Consider the following 235-nt stretch of genomic DNA (forward strand, 5'->3'; position numbering starts at 1 on the left):
TTCCCGCACATAGTTGGCGATTTCCAGCACGACGTGTTTTTCTTCCGAGCCTTCATGACCGACCGCACCGGAATCGATGCCGCCATGGCCGGGGTCAATCATCACCAGTTTTTTTGCGCCTGGCGGTTTAGGGGCCGGGGCTGATTTGGTGATGTGTTCCTGCTGCGCAGCGCTGGCAGAGCGCGAACCGAATGCGGCAATCGCTAATCCCAGCCCGGACAACAATAGCTGGCGA

General features: G+C 58.7%; 1 protein-coding gene. It reads right to left on the bottom strand.

The genetic code is table 11. The features are described 5' to 3' along the window. On the bottom strand, nucleotides 1-235 hold a 235-nt coding region (locus tag ACR9ZK_RS23555; RefSeq protein WP_481344330.1), incomplete at both ends, for an N-acetylmuramoyl-L-alanine amidase.

The sequence above is a fragment of the Monashia sp. HAY1-5C genome, from assembly GCF_056755255.1.